Genomic DNA, 15,465 nt, shown 5'->3' on the forward strand with positions numbered 1-15,465 from the left:
GCAAACCAAGCCAACTCGGGCGAAGGAACCCCGTCCGGTATTTACGCCAGCGTGTCAATCAGCTGTTTCGCGGCCGCCGACCCGGAATTCTCGTGTCCACTGATCCGGAGAAACCGTGTCCGCCCAACCGGAGCGAACTGACCGCCTACAAGGAGTCTGACGTGTCCGTTGGCAGGGACGATCAACACCCACCTGATCCGAATCCGGGCGAAGTACGCCGCACCGGGCCGCCCTGTACCCGACAAGACCGGCCTTGTGATCCATGCCCGACGGGATGGCTTTGTCACGCTGGACGAACAGTAATGCTCAGTCTTCAGCTGAAGAGCCCCGTCCGGAGAACTCGTCCGGAACTTGCCGAGCGGTAAGTAAAACAGTGCCGTCCCAGCAGGTTCAGCCTGTCGAGCCGACCCCGCCGAGACGGGCCAGCAATCCACTGACCGTCCGCAGGTTGTGCTGCGCCCAGCCGAGATAGGCCACCAGAAAAGCCGCAATCACGAGGTCGGACAGCTCGAAAGCCGCAGTGTCCATTCCGATCGCCAGTACCAACAGGGCAAGCACCACGATCGCCCCGGCACGGGAGGATCTGAGCTGGCACTGCCTCCGCTCGAGCAACGTGTTCCACACCTTCGGCTCGGCGTCCGGCGGCAATGTTGCACGTTTGAGAGCCCGGGTGACCGCCCGATCGGACTCGCTTTCGCCGCGCCGAAACAGTCCCGCGAACACGGCCGCGGATGCGATCAGGGCGAGAAGACCCCACACCCGCGGCGGGGACGGGTCGACGGCGAATACCAGAAGGCCGAACGCGGCGGCCACCAGGACGGTTCCACAGACCGCCGCCACCATGTTCCAGAACTTGTACACGCACACGTCCCATCGAATCGAAAGAGTCGATTGCCAGAATCGGCGTCGAGATCGGCTCGGGGTACCCCCACAAGGGGTTAACACCCGCCACCTCCGATATCGGAACGGGCAGCGGGTGTTGCTGGTCACTGAATCTGCCGACGGCGGCGCACCGTGACGGCCTGGTCGGCACGATGACGGTACTGACGCCCGTGGGTGCTCCAATGCTTGGCACGATGACGGACGCATTCGGGCACGGCAAGACCGGACGGGACGGTTTTGTCAGCCGCTGGGGGGTGAGGACAGCAGACGTCCCTGCGTGTAGATCCCGATCAGGTCCCACGGCGGAACGGGGAACCCGACGCGGCGGCGATCCTCGACCGCGGCCGCCGACAGGACGCATAGCGCGTCCCCGAGCGGATCCCCGACGTACCGGATGGTGCCGAACGCCTCGCGGGCGACGAGGACCAGCCGCTCGGTACCCGGCGATGCAGCCACTGCACATGCTCACCGGTAGTGCGGCGTAGCCAGCGGCGCACGGTCGACTCCGGGCGGCCCATCCGCTCGGCGATGCTCCGGAGCCCCAGGCCTTCCGTCTTGTGGACCAATGCGTTCCCGATCACCTCGGTGGTGTCGGCCCGGCGAACCTGCAGGGCGGTGGGGCAACAGGATGTGCGTGGCGCCGCAGTCGCGCAGCGCACCCGTTGTGGGCGCACGGTCAGAGCCGATGGCGAACCTATATCGAAATGTTTTGCGCGCCTCACGATCAGTGACAACAAGGCAGGAATGGTAGAAGGATGAAAGCAGACCGGTCTTGATGTCGTCGAGGCGTGACCCGCCCCGGTACCCACTTACAAGCTGGCCGCCACTGGGCGGGTGGCGCACGTATTCATACACGCTTGGAAGTACTTCCTATGGAACGAACCTCGCTGGACCGCATTGATGCCACGGTAGAGAATGGAAACTGTGTGATCTCCGCGGATAGGGACACCATTTTGGCCGTTGTGCGGTATGCGATAGAGAATGGCAGGTCGGCGACATTTTATATGCCGAAGGAACACGCCGACGCAGTCAACTCGTGGTTCTGGACTGCCGAGCGAAGGTCGGAGCTAGAGGTCAACGCAGTGACTGCGGAGGAGAAGTTAAAGATTGAGCGCGACCTCGGCATCAGGATTCCGGAGCAATCGTATTCCAACCGAATTGAATGCCCGGTGTGCGGATACTTCTATGGCGCATTCGAATTCATCCAACAAGGCATACGTGAGCATGGGCGGGAGCCGGTTGAGACAATTATGACCATGGTGAACACGGCAGTTGTACGCGTGAACCCCAGAGCGGTCGCTGTATGCTCCAAATGCGGTCATCCATTTAGAGAGGGGCGGACCGTCGGGGATTTGTTTTACCCCTTTGGGCATTACTACCAATACGCCCCGCAATACGGGTGCTGTTCGAACACAACGCCACCCATGTAGAATCTGCCGTCGGCGGCATCCGGCGCCGGGCCAGGGGAGGCGGCGGCCCGTTCAGGGTGGCTGTTTGTGCCATATCCTCGCTTCGTTGCAGGCCAACGCACACCGTCAAGGACACGGCGACGTAACCACGCTGCAGGCTTCGGCGCTCTCCCGGTGCGGTGCTCGTCGGCCCCGCGCACCTCTGCGACGACGGGGCGATCCGAGCGTCGTTTGCGGCCACCGACGCGGGTGGGGTGTTCGATGAAGAATCCGATCTGCTTGTGACACCTGCTGGCGTGCTTGTCTTTCAGATCAATTTCGTAGTCCACCCCGTTGACGGAAAAGGTGATGTTCTCCCCGTCCTCGCCGAAGATGGTGCAGAACCCTGCTGGCGGCCGCAGCCGATCGGGCAGACCGACCCGGGGGACCTGTCATTTCCGCGGGTCAACTTGCCGGTTATACGACGCAGGAGCAGCCGGGGTCCTGCCCTATCGGGTGTGTACCCGGGTGACCGGGGCCGGCGAGGTGTACCCCAGGATCGGACACAGTGCGATGGAAGGCAGGAAGGTGGGCACCTCCGGCCCCCATGCGTACAGCCTGGCAGGAAGTCCGAGGTTCCAGCACACCAGTTCCAATTGGTGGGTGTTCACCGATCCGGGTGCGCAAGTCGACATGGCACCGACCACGAAGAACTGTATGTCGCACCCACTCGGAACTGGCGGTGGTGCGGCGTGTGCGGGCGCTGCGGTCAGGGACATCGCCGCAGCCGCTGTGGCCGCCGCGGCGAGGGTGAGGCGCAGAAATCGTGACATGGCATCCTCCGGTGGTGCGGGCCCGACCCACCGCCCATTTTCGCGGGTCAGGTGTCGCTGCCGCGGTCTCTCCGACGAATCCGCTCGCGGCGGGCATGTTTGGCCAGCATGTGCTTGCGGTTGTTCTGGGCGCGGAATATCTCGTCGAGCATCCGGTTTTCGATGTTGTGATGGAAGCGGAGGATGCGTTTGGCCGCCAGATACACCAGCTCCTGAGGGTCCGAGCCGAGCCGGTCGGCGAGGGCGTCGAGATGCACGAGGAGTTCGTCGTCGAGGGCGACGTCGACCCGAGCGGTGGGCGGTGGCGGTCGCAGGTCATGCGCCGGCGCAACGGTCGCCAGGTCGCCCGCGAGGTCCCCGGGGTTGTCGAGGAGCCGGCGCACCGCGACGCGCACCAACGCGGAGGCCAACCGTGTGCCGTGCCGGTCGGCGAGCTGCTCGACGTCGCGGCGTACTGATGGGCGGAGTGACACCTTGAACTTCTCGTTGAGCCCGGCTGCGGCGGCCTCGTCGATTAGCGCCGCCCGGCAGTGGCCCGGGGCGGCGAGGAAGCGGTGCACCGCGACCGCGACCATGTCCCGCGGCGACGCCTCGCAGCGGGCGGCGAGGGCGAGGAAGCGGGCCGCCGTCGGAGAGTCCAGTTTCAGGGTGACCGGGTCGTGCGGCAGCGCCCGTGCCTGGGCGGCGACACGGCGGGCCTGCGCGAGGTCGACATCGGCGCGCGGGGACCCGATGAGTCGGCGAATCCCGACACGGAGCAGCGCGGAGACCCGGCGGGGACCGTACTCGTCCGCCAGGTCTTCCAGGCGGCGTTTGGTGTCCTCATCGAACCGGAAGACGTGCCGTTTCCCGAACGGGTTCCCTTGCGGGCTCGGTGCCTTGCGGACGGCGGGCGCGGCGGTGGCCTGGTCAGCGGTCTGCTGGCGGCGGGTGTTCCGGGCGAGGAGCTTGGCCCGGTTGGCGTCCCCGCGGTAGATCTCTACGGTCACCGCCTGATCGAGGTCGCGCGGGTTGGCCAGGAGTTGGCGGGCGGCCAGGCGCATGAGTTCGGCGCGGTCGGAGTCGAGCCGACCGGCGAGGGTGTCGAGTTGGTCGCGCAGGTCGTCGTCGAAGTGCACATTTGTGCGCGGGCCCAGAGTTTCCGGGGTCAGGTCGCGGGCGGCGCCGATCGTGGCCAGGTCGGCGGTGAGGTCTCCCGGGTCGTCGAGGAGTCGGCGGACCGCGACCCGGATGGCCGCGGCGGTGAGGGCGTCGCCGTTGCGGGCGGTGAGCTTCTCGAGCCGGACGAGTGTGGAGGGGTTGAGGTACACGCGGGGGCGGCAGGTCAGATCGGTGCGGGCGTCTTCGCGGAGCACCGGGTTCCGGAATCGGCCTGCCCCAGTGAGGAAGTGGTGCAGAGCGACGCGGACGATCGCGCTGCGGTCGGTGTGGAACTCGTGGGCGAGTTCGTTGAGGCGAGTGCTGGTGGCGGGGTCGAGGTCGAGAGGCCTTTCCGCCCAGGGGATGCGGCGGGCGTCGGCGGAGGCGCGGCGGGACTGGTCCAGTGCCTCCGGAACCCGGTCCGGGTCGGCGAGAAGTCGTCGTGCCGCCACCCGCACCAGTGCCCCGAAGCGGCGCGGGCCGATGTCGGCGGCCAGCTCCTCGAGGCGTTGTTTGGTGGTCGGGTCGAACCGGAGCGGGATCGGATCCCCCACTGGTACGCGGCCCATGTTTGTCTCGCTCATCACCGGCCATTGTTCCGGTCCGTTCGGGGACCTCGATTCGCACCCCATGGCACCGGTCGCCGCCATACTCGGGCAGTGCGTCCCGGCGAGCCCGGTGGCTGCGAGATAGTTTGTGCCCAGCATCTGGGGGGCGGGTGCTGGCGGTCGCGGGCGTGTGACTGAATCAGGAGAGGTTGAGCGGTGTGTATGGGGCCGGGGGCGGCGGGGTGTAGTGGCTGACGGGGACGCCGCCGATGGTCCCGAACTGGTCGAGGTCCATGCGGAACACGATTCCGCAGTCGGGATCCCACTCGTAGGTTCCGAAGCCGTTCTCGGTGTGCTGCGGCGCATTGTCTGCGGGCTGGGTCTGGTTCTCGTCGTTGTTCTGCGCGTGTTCCGTCATGTCACCAACTTTACAATGTTGCATTGCCATGTCGCCATCCGGCTCATTCATATCGCTTGTTCGTCCCCGGTTGGCCGGCATCACCGGGTTCATTGCTCGGTGTCGGCACGTGATGAGGGGGTTTCCGCCAGGTGGGTGAGGGTCTCCCCCATTGCGGAGGCGAGTTCGTCATCGGTGGGGACGAGTTCCCTCACCGGTGCGGGCAGGGTGTCGTAGGTGTAGTCGGCGACCGCCAACGGTGCGGTGGTTCCAGCCAGGGAGTAGCGGACGACGTTGTCGTTGCGTCCGGCGCACAGGAGGATCCCGATGGTCGGCGCGTGCTGGTTGTGGTCGCGCAGGTTGTCGTCGATCCAGGACACGTAGAAGCCGAGTTTGCCGACGTACTCGGGTTCGAACCGGCCGACCTTCAGCTCGACCACGACGAAGCGGGCCTGGATCCAGTTGAAGAACAGCAGGTCGATGTAGAAGTCGTCACCGTCGACGTCGAAGTGGTACTGCCGGCCGACGAACGCGAAGCCGTGCCCGAGCTCGAGCAGAAATCGTTCCAATCGGGCCATCAGCGCGGCCTCGAGCTCTCGCTCCGCGACCCTGTCGGTCAGATCCAGGAAGTCGAAGACGTACGGGTCGCGGACCAGTTGCTGCGCCAGGTCGGAGTCACCGGTGGGCAGGTGGTCGGTGAAGTTCGATGGTGCTGCCCCGATCCGCTGATCGAGTCGGTTGCGGATTTGATGGGATAGGACGTTGCGGGACCAGCCCCGCTCGAACGCCGCGGCCGCGTACCAGTCGCGGGCGGCCTGGTCGTCGAGACGGTCGATCAGCACGGTCACGTGTCCCCACGGGATTTGTCCAACAGCTTGTTGGACGAATGCGCTCCGGGGCCATGCCGAGGCGATCTTCCGCATGTAGTGCAGGTTGCTTCGGGAGAATCCGCGCATCTCGGGGAACTCGGACCGCAGGTCGACGGCAAGTCGGTCGATGACCTTGCTCCCCCACCCCTCGGCTGCCTGGCGGTCCAGGATCGCGCGGCCGATGTCCCAGTACAGCAGGAGCAACTCGGTGTTGACCACGCGCGTGGCCCGGACCCGGGCCTGCCGGACTTGGGTTTTGAGGTGCTCGAGGAAGTCGCGGTAGTCGTCGGGGAGCAGTCCGGAGTCACTCACCGGCCCATCCTCTCGTACTGACCGGAAGCACGAGGGGTTCGGCACGGGCCGAGGCGTACGCGTACGTTCGCGGACGAATCATGCGTGGTCGGCTCACGGGTCGATTGCGGGTGCGAGGAGTGTGGCCAGTTGTTTGCGGGCGCGGTGGATTCGGGTTTTCACGGTCGCGACGGTGACGCCTTGGTGTTCGGCGATGTCGGCGTAGGGCAGGGAGGCGAATTCGGCGAGCACGATGGCGACGCGGAAGTCTTCGGGGAGTTGGGCGAGGGCGCGGCGGACCGCGTCGATGGTGGTGATTTGCTCGTCGAATCGGGGTGCGGGGTCTTCGAGCAGGATGCCGTATTCGCCGTCGGTGTCGTCGAGGCTGTCGGTGGTCTTGCGGCGTCGGACGACGGCGAGGGCGGCGTTGACGGCGATGCGGTGCAGCCAGGTGTGGAAGCGGGCGTCGCCGCGGAATTTCGGCAGGTTCTGCCAGGCGGCGGTGAGCGTGTCCTGCAGGGCGTCTTCGGCGTCGTGGGTGTTGCCGGTGATCTGCAGGCACACGTGCCAGGCGTTGGTGCGATAGCGGCCGGCGAGTTCGGCGAAGGCGTGGTGATCGCCGGCTCTGCACGCCGCGATCAGGTCCGCGTCGTCCATGTCTGGTCCCCCCGTGCCGTGATCCTTGTCGTTGCCGCCCCCGGGCGCCGAGGGAATCGTACCCGCCGTCACATACAGCCGCCCGAGCCAGGATTTTGGTGTCCGACCGCGCCCGGGGTGGTGGGGACGTGCCGGTGGTTAGAGCGGGTCGATGTCGTGGTGCCCGCCGAGGTCGATGCCGAGGTCGGTGGGGTCGTCGGCGCCGAGGGTGGAGGGGTCGGCGCTGTCGTCGCCGAGATCGAAGTCCTGTCCGGCGGGTAGGTCTAGATCCGTGTCGGCGTCGGCGTCGGTATCGAGTTCCGGGCCTGGGACGTTGCCGTCGTCACCATCGGTGTCGTCGTCGAGCAGGATGATGTCGTCGTCCTCGGGTACGACCGGTACGTCGTCCATGTCGGGGACGAGGTCGGTGTCGACGGGTGCGGTGGTGGGGTCGAGGGCGACCTCGAGGGCGCGCGCCCACACCTCGTCGGGCACGGGCGGCAGCGCGCCCGATACCCCCAGTGCTGCAAGGACGGAGTCGTCGTCCACTGCTGCTCTCACCTCGTTTCCCTCAGTATGTCGGCGCCGACACGGACGCTCACACTTGTTGGATGCATCGGACCGGCGAAAGGTTCCCGCCGAGCCGCCCGCATCTTTCGGAGCACCGCCACCCGATGTCGGTGATGGCCTCTCCAGTGTGCACGCCCAACCTGTTGTCGGTGGGTAGCGACAACCGCTACAGGTCGATCATCGCCCACCGGCGATCGGGTGCGGCCACCGACATTGCCACCGGGTCCGGGTGGTCGGCCAGGTCCGGATCGGGGGTGTCGGCGACCAGCATTTTGCGGCCCGAGTCCGCCCATGCGTCCTCGAACTGGTCGATGGGCACCTCGAGCTGGTTGCCGTTCGGGGCGCCGGGGTCGGAGAGGATCACCACCCCGCGGGTTTCGTCGATGCCGGCGACGACGAGGAAGTGGTCGGCCGTCTCGTCTTCCCCGGCTTCTTGGTCGGGGTTCCAGATCTCCCCGGAGTCGACCATCGCGATCACCCCGTAGCCGTCCTCGAGCTTGGTTTTCAGGTCGTCGATCGAACTGTCCTGCACGGTGCAGGGCACCCCTTGATCCTCGAGGAGGATCTCGAGGTTCGGCAAGGTCATGCCCTGCGCGGGGTCGCCGTCCTGCATGAGTCCGAGTTCGAGGGCCCGGTCGACGAGTTGTTCGGGGTCGTCGATGACGACGCCGGTGTACTGGGCGATCATTTGGGCGGCGCTCGATGGCCCGCAGTAGCCGTCGACCTGTTGGAAGAACCAGTTCACCGACCATTCCACCGGGTCCCCGTACACCCCGTCCCCGCCCGCACCGTCGACCGGGGAATCCGGTGCGGTGTCCGGGTCGACCGCCGGTTCGGTCGCGTCCTGCGGCGGGGAGAGTGGCGGGGGCTCGGCGAGATCCGGGTCGAGTGCGCTCAGGTCGATGACGGACAGGTCCACCGGTCCCGTCCCGTCGGCGACCTCGACGAACGGGTCGTCCTCGAAGACCGGTTCGGGGATCGCGTCGAGGCTCTCGTCGACGGGGACCGGTTCGCCGAGGTAGGTGTCGTCGTCGAGTGGGCTGGCGGACCAGGCTGCTGCGTCCAGATCCGCGGCGATGTCATCCATTCGGTGCTCTCCGGTGTGAGGTTCGGCCGCAATACAAGTCGGGTGGGCGCGGGGTGTACTGCACCCATCGGCCAGAGAAAGGCTGGTGGGCGCCGCCCGCACGGCGGCCCAGGGGTGGGGTCAGGCCAGGTCGGTGGCGGTCTGGTCGGCCGGCGTCTCGGTCGGGTACGTGTCGGCCTGCTCGTGGTAGTGGTCCTCTGCGGGGATGAGGGCTTCGAACTGCTCGATCGACCCGAGGTGCCCGTCGGTGGCGGTGTCGAAGGACTCCTGGGTGCCGTCGTTGTCGGTGTCGGCGGTGCGCAGGTCGAAGGTGCCGTCCCCGTTGGTGTCGACCAGGGTGTCGTTGGTGATGCCGTCGAGGTCGGTGTCGAGGAGGGCGGTGTCGAAGCGTCCGTCGCCGTTGCTGTCGATCAGGTGCACGTCCGGGTTGCCGTCGGCGGTGGTGTCGAGCCGGGTGTCGGTGATCCGCCCGTCCTCGATGACGTCCTGGCGGAGCGGTGCGCCGGTGGTCGGGTCGAGGTGGGTCGCGAGGTCGACGGTTCCGTCGTCGTCGAGGTCCTCGGCGAGGCGGATCCCGGTGGCGGTGGGGGCGATACCGGTTTCGTAGGTGCCGTTGCCGTCGGTGTCCTGCTCGACGAGGGTGATGGAGCCGTCTTCGTCGATGTGGGTGATGGTTTCGACCCCCTCGATGCGGGTGTGGATCAGGTCGACGTTCCCGTCACCGTCGACGTCGCGCGGCGAGTAGTACTCCCCGCCGGTGCCGGCGCCCAGATCGGTCTCGCCGGCGGTGCCGGTTCCCGCGTCGGTGTCTGTGTCGATGGGGCCCGGAGCGGTACCGGCTCCGACTGGGTCGGCTGCCACCGGCGGCTGCTCGCCTGCGGCGGGGGCGGTGGTGGTGTAGGTGGCGTCCTGCGGGTCCCCGGTCAGGTTGGGGCTGGGCGAGGTGGTGCCGGTGGTGGTCGGGTTGTCCTGTGCGCCGCGGGGGTTGCTCATCTCGAATCCTTGTCCGTCGAAGGTACTGGCTGGGAAGCGAAAGTTCCCTGTGCTGTCGAGAGTTAGATGCGGTGAATGGTCCGAAAGGTTCCCGGATTTCCTGAAAAACTTTGCGACCGGCCGCGACCTGGGGCGAAAGGCCTGCACAGACAGCTGCGCCCGCCCCGAAAGAAGGGCGGGCGCAGTCTCTGCGGCGGCGGTGGAGGTTAGTTGATCAGGCCGGCGCGGGAGAGGAACGTCTTCGCGCCGTCGAGGCCCTGGGCGTCGCTGAAGCTGGCCATCACCCCGGTCGAGCTGTTGGCGTACCAGATCGAGTAGGTGTTCGCGTAGCCCGGACCGTCGATGTGTGCGGCTGCGGTCCGCGGGATGTTCTCCACGATCTCGTTGTCGGTCGAGGTGGTGTCGTTCTGGAAGCCCTGCCGGATGCCGAGGACCCGTTTCTTTGCTTCGGCGGGGTCGACGCTGACGATGATCGATTGGTAGTCCTGGTCGGAGATCCCGGTGGTCAACGCGGTGCCCTCTTTCAGGGTGCATTGCATCTGGAGGCCACCGTTCTCGGTTTCCCCGTTGGTTTTGCAGTTCTCCAGATCTGTTCGCAATGCTGCCGGAAGGGCTGCCAGTACAGCCTCTTTCGTGGTCGGAACCTGAGTGTTTCCGGTTCCGGAGGCGCCGGCCTGCTCGGCGCCTGCGGTGTCACCGGCGGCGGCTGCGGTGTCGGCGGGCGGCACCTGGTCAGCGCCTTTGTCTCCGGTGAGGGCAATCGCTCCGATGACGCCGGCGACGACCACCACGGCGGCGGCCGCGGCGCCGATCACCGTCCACTTCTTTCTACCCGTGCCGGTGCCCGCTGGCGCCGGCGTGGGTGTGGGTTGCCATGTCGCTGTCGTTCGGTCCGGACCGGACGGCGGGATGGGTGCCGTTGCTGCCGGGCCGTCGGGTCGGGACGGTTGCGACGGTGGGGTGGGATGGGTGTATCGCGACCCGACTCCGCCTGCGGCGGCGGTGTTGCCGAGGCCGCGGACGATCGGGGCGGCGGCCGCGATCGCCCCCTGCGCGACGACGGTCTTCGGGTCGTCGAGGGTGGCGATCGGCCCGAGTGTTTTGAGGTGTTCCTGCACGATCGGGATTCGGGAGGAGCCTCCGGTCAGATACAGCGCGTGCAGCCCGGTGGGGTCGGTGACGTGGGCGTCGGCGAGGGTTGCCCGGGTGAGGGTGACCGCCTTCTCCAATGCCGGGGTGATGAGCTCCTCGAACTCCTCGCGGGTGATCTGGAACTTCTCGGTGTGCCCGCCGCCGGCGACGGTGATGGTCGCGGACGGCGCTTCCGAGAGCAGTTCCTTGGCGCGGCGGATCGAATCGTCGAGGGCGTGCCGGATGTCGATCGGTGCCGATCGTAGGTAATCGCCCAGTTCGGGGTTGCGGGCGTCGAGTTGTTCGTCGACCCATCGGCGGATGTAGGCGTCGAAGTTCTTGCCGCCGAGGCCGTTGTCGCCGCGTGCGGCGACAACGTCGAATGTGCCGTGGTCGTTGGCGGCCAATACGGCGATGTCGAGGGTGCCGCCGCCGAAGTCGAACACTGCGATCTTCGCGCCTGGGGGCAGGGTGTTCGAACGCGAATAGTAGTGCGCCGCTGCCCGTGGTTCGGACACCGTGGTCACCTGGGAGGGGTCCAGCCCGAGTTGGGCGGCCGCGTCCAGGAGTACCTGGATCTCACGTGGGGACCAGGCCTCCGGGTGGGTGAGCACCAGCTGGGCGGGCGCCTGCCCGGCGTGTGCGGCCCGGGCCCGGGCCATGACCGAATCGAGTACCGCGGCGACCGGCACCGACGATGCGATCGCGTAGCCGTTGACGTTCACCACGCCCTGGCCGATCACCCGCTTCGGTGAGGGCATGTAGGCGGCGGGGTTGGTTTCGGCGCGGTTGGTGGCCACGTCTCCGACCGCGATCTGGTGTGGCGATTCGACGAACACCGCCGAGGACATGGTGGTGCGGTTGTGGCTGAGTTGCAGTGCTTCCACGGCGCCGCTGACCGCGCCGGTGTGTGCGGCGGCGGTGTTGGAGGTGCCGAAGTCGATCCCCAGCAGCCAGTCCGGCCTAGACATTGATACCCCTCGTGATCGAACCCCACGGATTACGCCCGGCGGCCTGTGCAGCGCGGCCGCGCCCGGGCATCATGTCACGGCGACGCGGGGGCGGTGGCTGCGGCGTTCGGTAGAACATCACGGGTTGGTCCTTCCACAGGGGTGTGCGTCGGCGGTTGATAGTTCGATGCGCGTCGCAGGCGAAAGGTTCCCGCCCCACCCCCACTGATTCGCATGGGGCTACCGTCTGGAGGTTCGGGTCAGATGGCCGCGAGGGTGCCGTAGGTGTGCGCCAGCACGATCAGGGCGGCGTCCTCGGCCGCGGTCATCGTCGACAGCGCCTGCGTGTGCGCCCAGCTCAGCTTCTGCTGCGCCGTTGCCCGCACCTGGTCCGGGCCCGCGCTGTCCGGGAGCCCGAGCTGTCCGGCCGGGGTGTGATGTTCGAGGAGCCTTCGCAGTTCGGTGGTGACCGGGGAACGGGGATCGGCCTCGAGCATGGACCTGAGGTGTTCGAACAGCACCACCGTGTGCAGGGCGGGGTCGCGGCGCAGGTGGTCCACGACGCCGCGGATCTGGTCCCGGGCGGGGTGGGTGAAAGCGAGTTGGTCGAGTTCGCGGATGATCCGGCTGGCCCGGTGCACGGCGGCGAACCGGCCCAGATGCTGCGAGAGCACTCCCCGCAGCTGTGGGATCCCCGAGTGCGCGGTCAACCACTCGTTCAGGGTGGCGGCCCCGCGGGCGGCGACGTCGCGGCCATGGACGATTCCGTATTCGCCGACCAGATCGAGGAGCCGATCGCGCACCGCCTCGGGCACCACGGTGGGGGTATCGGTGTCGAGGAGGTCGAGCACCTCGAGCGGCCCGTACCCGGTCAGCGACGCCAGCGCGCGGGCATCGGCCTCGGTGAGGGCCCCGGTGTGGGAGGTTTCGGCGAGCAGCCCGGCGATCGGCATCACCGTCATGACGGTGTCGGCGAGCCGATCCGCCAGGACCCGGGCGTGGGCGATCGCGTGCTCGAGCGGATTGCGCTGCCCCAGTGCGCCTTCCCCGAATCCGTCGGCGCGGGAGAGGACGCCGAGGGTGTTCAGCGGGGTGAATCCGAGTTGTTTGAGGAAGGAGATCTCGTCGGCGCGGGGCGCGGAGTCGAAGAGGAACACCGCGGCGTCGGCGTCGACGGAGGCGGTGCGGGTCTGCTCGAACCCGTCGATGAGTACCCGGCGGGTGCGGGCCTCGTTCTCGGCGGTCAGCGTGGCCAGACCGGGGGTGTCGACCAGGGTGAAGTCGCGGATCGCCGCCGAGGGTAGCCACCGGTGCAGGTAGGCAACCTGTTCCGGGTCGACCCCCAGGTCGGCGGTGTGGCCGCGGGACAGGTGCAGCGGGCGGCGGGAGCCGTCGAGTAGGACCACCTGGGCGCGGGAGGGGGCGCCGTCCTGGTAGACGGCGACGATGCTGGTGGCCTCGAGGGCGGCGGTTTCGGCGACCGGCGCCCCGATCAGGGCGTTGACCAGTGTCGACTTGCCGGCCTTGAGTCGGCCGACGATCACGATCCGTGGCGGGGACCAGAGGATCTGGCCGATCCGGTTGGCGTGCGCGGCCAGATCGGGGGCCAGGCCGGCGAGTGCGTGCAGCGCCCGGTCCAGGCCGGCGCGCACCGGATCCCAGGCCGGTGCGGTGGGGGTGGCCGTCACCGGGGATCATCGCCCGCGTCGGCCGAGGGTGTGGTGTGCGTGGACAGTTCGGCGATCAGGGATTCGGCGCGGGTGATGTTGTTTTCGACCACCCGCAGGTTGTTCTGTAGGCGGGTCAGCTTTTTCTCCCGGGTGGCCTTGTCGGCCCGGGCGGTGTCCTCGGCGTCTTTGATCTGCGCCTGCAGGGTTGCGATCGAGGCTTTCACGTGTTCGCGGTAGCGGATGACGATTTCCGGGCGGGCAAGCGCCAGGGTGGATTCGAGCATCCGGGAGGTGGTGGTCTTCGTGGTCGCGATCGTCTCCCGCAGCCAGCCCAGCAGGTTCGTCTTCCCGGTCCGCATCGCCTTGAAACCGAGATTGAATCCCACCCAGGCGACGCCGACGACTGCCCCGACGCCCATCATCGCCGAGACCCCGATCAGACCGCCGAGCATCGACGAGCCCATCACTCCCATGGTGATCATCGACGGATCGAGCAGCCCCTGCCGTTTGCCGGCGACCTGGTGGGTTTCGAGGGTGCGGTTCGACAACGTCGCGAGGACCTGCTCGGAGATTTCGTGCCAGATGACCTCCGAGGCGAATCTCGGTTGCACGATCTGGGTGTAGAGCTGCTCGAGGAACAGGTTGACCGACCCCGCCATCGCGGCCTGGAAATCGCGCTCCATTTCCGCGGTGAAATGTTGCGGGTTCCGGCGCAGCACCGCCATCCCGTTCTTGTTGATTCGGGTGGTCCACTTCTGCCGGATGTCGTCGAGGCGGCGGTCGAGGTCGTCGGTGGCGTGCTGGCGGATCAACGTCAGGTCCCGTTGCAGGTACTGCTCCCACTGCGTCGAGTGGTCCTTGAGGCCCTGCAATTCGGCTAGCTGTGCGGTCAGATCCGGGATGACCTCGCCGCTGCGGGTGATCGCCGCGATTTGGGTGCGCAGATCCGTCGCCAACGTACGCAGCCCCTCGACCGCGGTCCGCAGACCGGTGATCGCCGGGAGATGTTCGGCGATGGCGAGTTTCGAGTCGATCAGGGTGCGCAGCTCGACGATCCCGGACCGTGCCTCGGCGTGGTCGCGCTGCGGGCCGGGTGCCATCTCGGCGGCGATCACCGCACGCAGACTCGATACTCCGACCACCGGAATCTGCCGGCCCAGGTGCCGGACCAAGAGTTCGCGGTCTTCGTCGACGATCGGACGCCAGCGGCGGATGTTCTTGTCGGTCTTGGTGACCACCACGATCAGTGATTCCACCGCGGACCCTGTCTTGTCGATGAACGCCATCTCCGGCGCCGTCAGCGGGGTGGTGGCATCGCACACGATCACCAACACGCATGCCTGCGACGCGGACGCTTCCGCCAGGACCGCGTAGGACGGGTCCAATCCGCCCACCCCGGGGGTGTCGATCACGGTGACGTCACCGAGCCGGCTGCCGGCCACCGGGACGATCGCCCGGGTCGGCAACTCCTCGATCCGGCTGTCGGTGACATGGGCGCCCTCGCACGAGACCCAGTCCGCCAGCTCGGCGTGCGGGATTTGCTCGGTTCGGTCCGGGAACAGGATCTGCGCCGTGCCGCCGGGTTGCTCGGCGGTGGCCTCCCCGAAGCTGATCGTCGTCGATGTCGTCACGTCCACCCCCACGGGGGAGGCGCCGCGCCAGCCGACCAGCGCATTGACCAAGGAGCTCTTTCCCCGCTTGACCTCGCCGACCACGACCACCGAGCGGGTCTGTTCCCTGCTTTGGGCGCGCTGTTCGGCGAGGTCGCTGATCGCGTCGTACCCGAACGGGCGCAGGATCTTGTCGGTGATCGACGAAAGCAGCACCTCGGCGCGCTCCCGCGGCGGCGTCTCGGCGGCTGGGGAGGCAACGGTGGCCGGTTGCCCGGCTTGGGCTGCGGATTCCACGCCCTCTCCCCTTCCCGTCGTCGATCTGTGTGCGCCCGGGTGTGGGCGCCGTCGAACCCTAGCGTGACCGGGCCTGGGCCTGCATCGCCAACCGGCCACCTCCCCCCACGGCGGGTGGGTGTGACGAAGGCCACCGGAAGGGTGTGGGAACCTTCCAGGCGGTCGCGGCCTCC

15 protein-coding genes and 2 pseudogenes are annotated in these 15,465 nt (G+C 67.6%); 2 read left to right on the forward strand and 15 right to left on the reverse strand.

Annotated elements, in window-relative coordinates; genetic code table 11:
- Nucleotides 1–174: 174 nt before the first annotated feature.
- Nucleotides 175–303, forward strand: a pseudogene (locus AC1D1G_RS26430) (LuxR family transcriptional regulator); the annotation flags it as partial.
- A gap of 87 nt (nt 304–390) precedes the next feature.
- Here the strand turns inward: AC1D1G_RS26430 and AC1D1G_RS26435 are convergent.
- The 3 genes and pseudogenes from AC1D1G_RS26435 to AC1D1G_RS26445 form a co-directional block, all read right to left on the reverse strand.
- Nucleotides 391–861: a hypothetical protein gene (locus AC1D1G_RS26435; protein ID WP_477954309.1), complete on the reverse strand. Its 471-nt coding sequence runs from the start codon at nt 859–861 to the stop codon at nt 391–393.
- Between the two features lie 261 nt (nt 862–1,122).
- The gene (locus AC1D1G_RS26440) at nt 1,123–1,338 is read right to left on the reverse strand and encodes a hypothetical protein (RefSeq protein WP_477954343.1); all 216 of its coding nucleotides are present in this window, start codon (nt 1,336–1,338) and stop codon (nt 1,123–1,125) included.
- Nucleotides 1,339–1,397: 59 nt separating this feature from the next.
- Nucleotides 1,398–1,691 (reverse strand): annotated as a pseudogene (locus AC1D1G_RS26445) (hypothetical protein); the annotation flags it as partial.
- A gap of 63 nt (nt 1,692–1,754) precedes the next feature.
- Here AC1D1G_RS26445 and AC1D1G_RS26450 point away from each other — a divergent pair.
- The gene (locus AC1D1G_RS26450; RefSeq protein ID WP_477954311.1) at nt 1,755–2,312 is read left to right on the forward strand and encodes a hypothetical protein; all 558 of its coding nucleotides are present in this window, start codon (nt 1,755–1,757) and stop codon (nt 2,310–2,312) included.
- On the opposite strand, the gene AC1D1G_RS26455 is transcribed toward AC1D1G_RS26450, so the two are convergent.
- The 12 genes from AC1D1G_RS26455 to AC1D1G_RS26510 form a co-directional block, all read right to left on the reverse strand.
- On the reverse strand, nt 2,258–2,704 hold the full coding sequence (locus tag AC1D1G_RS26455; RefSeq protein ID WP_477954339.1) for an Lsr2 dimerization domain-containing protein: 447 nt from the start codon (nt 2,702–2,704) through the stop codon (nt 2,258–2,260). The two genes, AC1D1G_RS26450 and AC1D1G_RS26455, sit on opposite strands and share 55 nt — an antisense overlap.
- 75 nt (nt 2,705–2,779) lie before the next feature.
- Entirely contained in the window at nt 2,780–3,103 is a 324-nt protein-coding gene (locus AC1D1G_RS26460; RefSeq protein WP_095869677.1) for a hypothetical protein, read from the reverse strand.
- A gap of 47 nt (nt 3,104–3,150) precedes the next feature.
- Nucleotides 3,151–4,827: a ribbon-helix-helix domain-containing protein gene (locus AC1D1G_RS26465; RefSeq protein ID WP_477954312.1), complete on the reverse strand. Its 1,677-nt coding sequence runs from the start codon at nt 4,825–4,827 to the stop codon at nt 3,151–3,153.
- A 163-nt stretch (nt 4,828–4,990) separates the two neighbouring features.
- The gene (locus AC1D1G_RS26470) at nt 4,991–5,209 is read right to left on the reverse strand and encodes a hypothetical protein (RefSeq protein ID WP_477954314.1); all 219 of its coding nucleotides are present in this window, start codon (nt 5,207–5,209) and stop codon (nt 4,991–4,993) included.
- Between the two features lie 89 nt (nt 5,210–5,298).
- Complete coding sequence (locus AC1D1G_RS26475) at nt 5,299–6,369, reverse strand: PDDEXK nuclease domain-containing protein (RefSeq protein ID WP_477954315.1); 1,071 nt, start codon at nt 6,367–6,369, stop codon at nt 5,299–5,301.
- Nucleotides 6,370–6,462: 93 nt separating this feature from the next.
- The gene (locus AC1D1G_RS26480) at nt 6,463–7,005 is read right to left on the reverse strand and encodes an RNA polymerase sigma factor (RefSeq protein ID WP_477954316.1); all 543 of its coding nucleotides are present in this window, start codon (nt 7,003–7,005) and stop codon (nt 6,463–6,465) included.
- 138 nt (nt 7,006–7,143) lie between these two features.
- A complete protein-coding gene (locus tag AC1D1G_RS26485) occupies nt 7,144–7,545 on the reverse strand; it encodes a hypothetical protein (RefSeq protein ID WP_477954317.1) in 402 nt (133 codons plus the stop codon).
- Between the two features lie 175 nt (nt 7,546–7,720).
- Nucleotides 7,721–8,641, reverse strand: coding sequence for a C39 family peptidase (locus tag AC1D1G_RS26490; protein WP_477954318.1), 921 nt, complete (start codon nt 8,639–8,641; stop codon nt 7,721–7,723).
- Between the two features lie 120 nt (nt 8,642–8,761).
- Complete coding sequence (locus tag AC1D1G_RS26495) at nt 8,762–9,634, reverse strand: hypothetical protein (protein ID WP_477954320.1); 873 nt, start codon at nt 9,632–9,634, stop codon at nt 8,762–8,764.
- Nucleotides 9,635–9,840: 206 nt separating this feature from the next.
- Entirely contained in the window at nt 9,841–11,736 is a 1,896-nt protein-coding gene (locus AC1D1G_RS26500; RefSeq protein WP_477954321.1) for an Hsp70 family protein, read from the reverse strand.
- A gap of 239 nt (nt 11,737–11,975) precedes the next feature.
- A complete protein-coding gene (locus tag AC1D1G_RS26505) occupies nt 11,976–13,403 on the reverse strand; it encodes a GTPase (protein WP_477954323.1) in 1,428 nt (475 codons plus the stop codon).
- Entirely contained in the window at nt 13,400–15,292 is a 1,893-nt protein-coding gene (locus tag AC1D1G_RS26510) for a dynamin family protein (protein WP_477954325.1), read from the reverse strand. Before AC1D1G_RS26510 ends, AC1D1G_RS26505 begins: the two co-directional genes overlap by 4 nt.
- Nucleotides 15,293–15,465: the final 173 nt, after the last annotated feature.

This window comes from Rhodococcus sp. P3_B8, assembly GCF_056402775.1.

Coding starts and splice junctions, on each gene's coding strand:
- AC1D1G_RS26450 (WP_477954311.1), top strand. CDS start 1,755: ATGGAACGAACCTCGCTGGACCGCATTGATGCCACGGTAGAGAATGGA.
- AC1D1G_RS26470 (WP_477954314.1), bottom strand. CDS start 5,209: ATGACGGAACACGCGCAGAACAACGACGAGAACCAGACCCAGCCCGCA.
- AC1D1G_RS26500 (WP_477954321.1), bottom strand. CDS start 11,736: ATGTCTAGGCCGGACTGGCTGCTGGGGATCGACTTCGGCACCTCCAAC.
- AC1D1G_RS26465 (WP_477954312.1), bottom strand. CDS start 4,827: ATGAGCGAGACAAACATGGGCCGCGTACCAGTGGGGGATCCGATCCCG.
- AC1D1G_RS26460 (WP_095869677.1), bottom strand. CDS start 3,103: ATGTCACGATTTCTGCGCCTCACCCTCGCCGCGGCGGCCACAGCGGCT.
- AC1D1G_RS26490 (WP_477954318.1), bottom strand. CDS start 8,641: ATGGATGACATCGCCGCGGATCTGGACGCAGCAGCCTGGTCCGCCAGC.
- AC1D1G_RS26480 (WP_477954316.1), bottom strand. CDS start 7,005: ATGGACGACGCGGACCTGATCGCGGCGTGCAGAGCCGGCGATCACCAC.
- AC1D1G_RS26495 (WP_477954320.1), bottom strand. CDS start 9,634: ATGAGCAACCCCCGCGGCGCACAGGACAACCCGACCACCACCGGCACC.